We start from the raw sequence: 5,554 nt of genomic DNA, 5'->3' as shown, positions 1-5,554 counted from the left end.
GCGGCGGGCGCGGCAAGCAGGCCACGGCGACCAAAGAAGACGACTGGGTGGACCAGCTGTTTATCGCCAACACGCATGACTACATCTTGTGCTTCAGCAACCGCGGCCGCCTGTACTGGCTCAAGGTGTGGGAAGTGCCGCAGGGTTCGCGTGGTTCCCGCGGTCGCCCCATCGTGAACATGTTCCCGCTGCAAGAAGGCGAGAAAATCAACGTAGTGCTGGCCCTGACTGGCCCGGCCCGCAAGTTCCCGGACGACCAGTACGTCTTCATGGCGACCAGCATGGGTACGGTCAAAAAGACCCCGCTGGACGATTTCAGCAACCCGCGCAAGGCCGGCATCATCGCCGTGGACCTGGACCCGGGCGACTTCCTGATTGGCGCTGCCCTGACCGACGGTAAGCACGATGTGATGCTGTTCAGCGACGGTGGCAAGGCCGTGCGCTTTGATGAAAACGATGTACGCCCCATGGGCCGCAACGCCCGCGGTGTGCGCGGCATGATGCTCGAAGAAGGCCAAACCGTGATTGCCATGCTGGTCGCCGAAGACGAGCAGCAAAGCGTGTTGACCGCTACCCTGAACGGTTACGGCAAACGCACCAGCATCACCGAATACACCCGCCACGGCCGTGGCACCAAGGGCATGATCGCCATCCAGCAAAGCGAACGCAATGGCCGCGTGGTGGCCGCCACCCTGGTGCATGCCGACGACGAGATCATGCTGATCACCGACAAGGGCGTGCTGGTACGCACCCGCGTCAGCGAAATCCGCGAACTTGGCCGCGCCACCCAAGGTGTGACCCTGATCGGCCTGGACGAAGGCTCCAAGCTCAGCGGTCTGCAGCGGATTGTGGAAAACGATGCCATCGCGGCCGCCGCCGGAGCGGATGAGGCGGGTGAGGCGGGTGAAGCAGGCGGCAATACGGACGATGGCGCAGGGAGCGGCGACGCAGCCCCTGGCACCTCCGAAGCGTAAAACCACCGTACTATCAATTTAGTAGCTGCTAGCGCAGGTGGAATCTGCGCTAGAGGCCTAAAAACCTTAAGAAATTGCATGACACGCCCCTTCAATTTTTCCGCCGGTCCTGCCGCCATCCCTGAAGAAGTCCTGACCCAGGCCGCCGCCGAAATGCTGGACTGGCACGGCAGCGGCATGGGCGTGATGGAAATGAGCCACCGGGGCAAAGAATTTCTGCACATCTACGCGCAAACCAAGGCCGACTTCCGTGCTCTGATGGCGGTGCCGCCCGAGTTCAAGATTTTGTTTATGCAAGGCGGTGGCCTGGGCGAAAACGCCATCGTGCCGCTGAACCTGTCGCGCGGCGGCAAAGTCGATTGCGTGGTGACCGGCAGCTGGAGCCAGAAATCCCAAAAAGAGGCGGGCAAATACGCCAGCGTGCACACCGCCGCCAGCACCGAAGCCACCGGCTACACCCGCCTGCCCGACCCGGCCAGCTGGGACCTGAGCGCCGATGCCAGCTACGTGCACATTTGTGGCAACGAAACCATCGACGGCGTGGAGTTCCAAACCCTGCCCGATCTGCAGGCCCTGGGCTCGAAAGCCCCGCTGGTGGTTGATTTTTCCTCTCATGTGGCATCGCGTCCCATGGACTGGTCCAAGGTCGGCCTGGCTTTCGGCGGTGCCCAGAAAAACCTCGGCCCCGCCGGCCTGACGGTGGTGGTGGTGCGCGAAGACCTGCTGGGCCACGCGCTGGATGTCTGCCCAAGTGCTTTCAACTACCAGACGGTGGCCGACAACCAATCGATGTACAACACCCCGCCGACCTACGCGATCTACATCGCCGGGCTGACCTTCCAGTGGCTGAAACACCAGACCGAAGGCGAGCTGCACGGGATCAAAGCGATGGAGCACCGCAACATCGCCAAGGCCGAGTTGCTGTACCGTGCCATCGACCAGTCGCAGCTGTACTTCAACAAAGTGGAGGCAGATTGCCGCTCGCGCATGAACGTGCCCTTCTTCCTGCGCGACGAGAGCCGTAACGACGCATTCCTGGAAGGTGCCAAGGCACGCGGCTTGCTTCAGCTCAAAGGCCACAAGTCGGTCGGCGGCATGCGGGCCAGCATCTACAACGCCATGCCGCTGGCGGGCGTGCAGGCGCTGGTGCACTACATGCACGCATTTGAAAAGAGCCAGGCTTAATCCATGACCGCCGTAACTCCGCCCACCGCAACCCCTGATCTGGCCGAGCTGCGCGTCAAGATCGACAAAATCGACCAGGATCTGTTGACCCTGCTGAACCACCGCGCCGAAGTGGCCGAGCAGGTTGGTGACATCAAGCGCCGTGAAGGCTCGCCCTTCTTCCGGCCTGACCGCGTGGCCCAGGTGATCGAAAAGATCCAGCAGTCCAACCCCGGTCCGCTGAAAGACCAGCATGTGGCCGCAGTCTGGCGCGAAATCATGTCGGCCTGCCTGGCCCTGGAAGCGCCGCAGCGCGTAGCCGTTTTGGGCCCAGAGGGTACGTTTACCGAGCAGGCCGCCATCGAATTCTTTGGCAGCGCGGCCGAGCTGCTGTACTGCGCCAACTTCGACGAAGTTTTCCACGCGACGGCCGCAGGCACGACCCAATACGGTGTGGTGGCGATTGAAAACTCTACCGAAGGTGTGGTCGCCCGTTCGCTCGATCTGTTTTTGCACTCTCCCGTGCACGTGGTGGGCGAAGTGAGCCTGCTGGTACGGCACAACCTGCTGCGCCAGATCAACTCCCGCGACCACATCGATGTGGTGATGGCCCATCCCCAGGCACTGGCCCAGTGCCAAGGCTGGTTGAGCCAGCACCTACCTAACGCCGAGCGCCGTGCGGTATCCAGCAACGCCGAAGGTGCGCGCCTAGCGGCCAGCAACCCCTCGTGGGCGGCCCTGGCCAGCGAACGTGCGGCCTCCCAGTTTGCCCTGCACATCGTGGCCCATGCGGTGCAAGACGATGCCTACAACCGCACACGTTTCGCCGTCATCTGCCTGCCGCAAACCCTGGCCACGCCACCTGCGTCGGGCAAGGACTGCACCAGTCTGGTGGTCTCCGTGCCCAACAAACCGGGTGCTATGCACGACTTGCTGGTGCCGCTGAAAACCAACGGTGTGTCGATGACCCGCTTTGAATCGCGCCCCGCCCGTACCGGCCAGTGGGACTACTACTTCTACATCGACCTAGACGGCCACCCTTCGCAGCCCCACGTCGCCAAGGCGCTGCAAGAGCTGCGCGCGCTATGCGCCTTCTTCAAGGTACTGGGCACTTACCCGGTCGGCTCCTGAAAGCAGCGCCCATGTTTGAACAACTCGGATTGATAGGCTGCGGCCTGATGGGTGGCTCATTTGCGCTGGCGTTGAAAAACGCTGGGTTGGTGAAACGCGTGGTGGGCTACAGCAAATCGCCGTCCACCACCAGCAAAGCGCGCCAAATGGGTGTGATCGACATCGAAGCCCCCTCGGCCCTGCTGGCCGTGTCGGGTGCCGATATCGTGCTGCTGGCGGTGCCGGTAGCCGCCACCGAAAACACTTTCAAGGCCATCAAGCACCTGATCACGCCCAACACCCTTGTGATGGACGTGGGCTCGACCAAGCGCGACGTGGTGGATGCCGCGCGCCGGGCGCTGCGCGAGCAGGTGGGCTCCTTTGTGCCGGCCCACCCGATCACCGGCAGGGAAGTCTCGGGCGTGGAGTTTGCCGATCCGCTTCTGTACAGCGGTAAAAACGTCATCCTGACCCCTATCGAGCGCACCTTGCCCACGCAATTGGCCCAAGCCCAGGCGGTCTGGGCGGCGCTGGGCTGCAATGTGCTGCAAATGAGCCCCGAGTCGCACGATGCGGCGTTTGCTGCCGTCAGCCACCTGCCGCACCTGATCGCCTTTGCCATGATGCACGGCCTGGTCAGCCAGCCGCAGGGGCAGGAGTATCTGGCCCTAGCCGGGCCGGGCTTTCGCGACTTCACCCGCATTGCCGCATCCGACCCGCACATGTGGCGCGATGTGCTGCTGGCCAACAAGGAAGAAGTCCTGGCCCAGTCGCAGATCTTCCAAAAGACACTGCAGACCATGGAAAGCATGCTCACCAACAACAACGTGGACGGGCTGGTGCAGATGCTGGAGCACGCCAGCGACAGCCGCGCCGACTGGAGCATGGCCTCCTTGAAACCCAAGACCTGATGTCCACCTGATGTTCGCCACCCCTTTTCTCGACCTCCCCCCCCTCGATAGTGCCAGCGGCACCGTGGTGCTGCCAGGCTCCAAAAGTATCTCCAACCGCGTTCTCTTGTTGGCGGCGCTGAGCGGCGGCACCACCCGCGTGCACGACCTGCTGGACTCGGACGACACCAAGGTCATGCTGGCGGCACTGGACAAACTGGGCTGCGGCATCCGTCACACGGGCAATACGGTAGAGATCGACGGGCTCGCCGGGCAGTTGAAAACCTCGCAGGCCGACCTGTTCATGGGCAACGCCGGCACCGCCATTCGTCCGCTTACCGCTGCGCTGGCCGTACTGGGTGGCGATTTCAGCCTGCACGGCGTGCCGCGCATGCACGAACGCCCGATTGGTGACCTGGTCGATGCTCTGCGCCAGCTCGGCTGCCGGATCGACTACACCGGGCAAGACGGCTACCCACCGCTGCACATTGGCCAACCCACACTCACATTGGGTGCGCCCATTCGCGTGCGCGGCGATGTGTCCAGCCAGTTTTTGACCGCCTTGCTGATGGCTCTGCCGCTGGTATCGCAACAAGACGTGGTGATCGACGTGGTGGGTGAGCTGATCTCCAAGCCTTACATCGAAATCACGCTGAACCTGCTGGCGCGCTTTGGCATCAGCGTGCAGCGCGAGGGCTGGGCCCGTTTCACCATTCCCGCGGGTAGCCGCTACCAGTCGCCGGGCGACATCCATGTCGAGGCCGATGCCTCATCTGCTAGCTATTTCATAGCTCTCGGCGCAATTGGCACCTGCACCGGAGGCCAAATTCGTATTGAAGGTGTGGGCGCAGCGTCGATCCAGGGCGACATCCGGTTCGTTGAGGCCGCCGAGCAAATGGGCGCGCAGGTCGTCAGTGGCCCGAACTGGCTGGAAGTCCGCCGGGGCAATTGGCCGCTCAAAGCCATCGACCTGGACTGCAACCACATTCCCGATGCCGCCATGACCCTAGCGGTGATGGCGCTGTACGCCGATGGCACCACCACGCTGCGCAACATCGCCAGCTGGCGCGTCAAGGAAACCGACCGCATCGCGGCCATGGCCACCGAGTTGCGCAAACTGGGGGCCACCGTCGAAGAAGGTGCCGATTTCATCCGCATCCAGCCGCTGCCCAACGCCCAAGAATGGCGGGCCGCGACCATCCACACCTACGACGACCACCGGATGGCGATGTGCTTCTCGCTGGCGGCCTTCAATCCGGCGTCTCTGCCAGTGCGTATCGAAGACCCAAAGTGCGTCGCCAAGACTTTCCCTGATTACTTCGAGGCCTTGCTGGCGCTATCGCAAACGGCTACGGCCCACATTCCCGTGCTCTGCATCGACGGCCCCACCGCCTCGGGTAAAGGCACGGTGGCCGC

At 63.0% G+C, this 5,554-nt stretch carries 5 protein-coding genes; all 5 read left to right on the top strand.

The features are described from left to right. A partial coding sequence (locus ABI213_RS01650) for a DNA gyrase C-terminal beta-propeller domain-containing protein (RefSeq protein WP_348025853.1) occupies positions 1–974 on the top strand: 974 nt, incomplete at its 5' end. Positions 975–1,052: 78 nt separating this feature from the next. Further along, positions 1,053–2,159 carry a 3-phosphoserine/phosphohydroxythreonine transaminase gene (serC, locus tag ABI213_RS01645; RefSeq protein WP_348006261.1) on the top strand — a complete coding sequence of 369 codons (1,107 nt, stop codon included), beginning with the start codon at positions 1,053–1,055 and terminating at the stop codon, positions 2,157–2,159. A gap of 3 nt (positions 2,160–2,162) precedes the next feature. Next, positions 2,163–3,269, top strand: coding sequence for a prephenate dehydratase (gene pheA, locus ABI213_RS01640; RefSeq protein ID WP_348006260.1), 1,107 nt, complete (start codon positions 2,163–2,165; stop codon positions 3,267–3,269). An 11-nt stretch (positions 3,270–3,280) separates the two neighbouring features. Continuing rightward, the gene (locus tag ABI213_RS01635) at positions 3,281–4,159 is read left to right on the top strand and encodes a prephenate dehydrogenase/arogenate dehydrogenase family protein (RefSeq protein ID WP_348025851.1); all 879 of its coding nucleotides are present in this window, start codon (positions 3,281–3,283) and stop codon (positions 4,157–4,159) included. A 10-nt stretch (positions 4,160–4,169) separates the two neighbouring features. Next, a partial coding sequence (gene aroA, locus ABI213_RS01630; RefSeq protein WP_348025849.1) for a 3-phosphoshikimate 1-carboxyvinyltransferase occupies positions 4,170–5,554 on the top strand: 1,385 nt, incomplete at its 3' end.

This window comes from Rhodoferax sp. (genome assembly GCF_039922535.1).
Lineage (GTDB): Bacteria > Pseudomonadota > Gammaproteobacteria > Burkholderiales > Burkholderiaceae_C > Rhodoferax_B.
The sequence above is the reverse complement of the archived record's forward strand: the minus strand, read 5'-3'. Positions and strand labels throughout refer to the sequence as shown.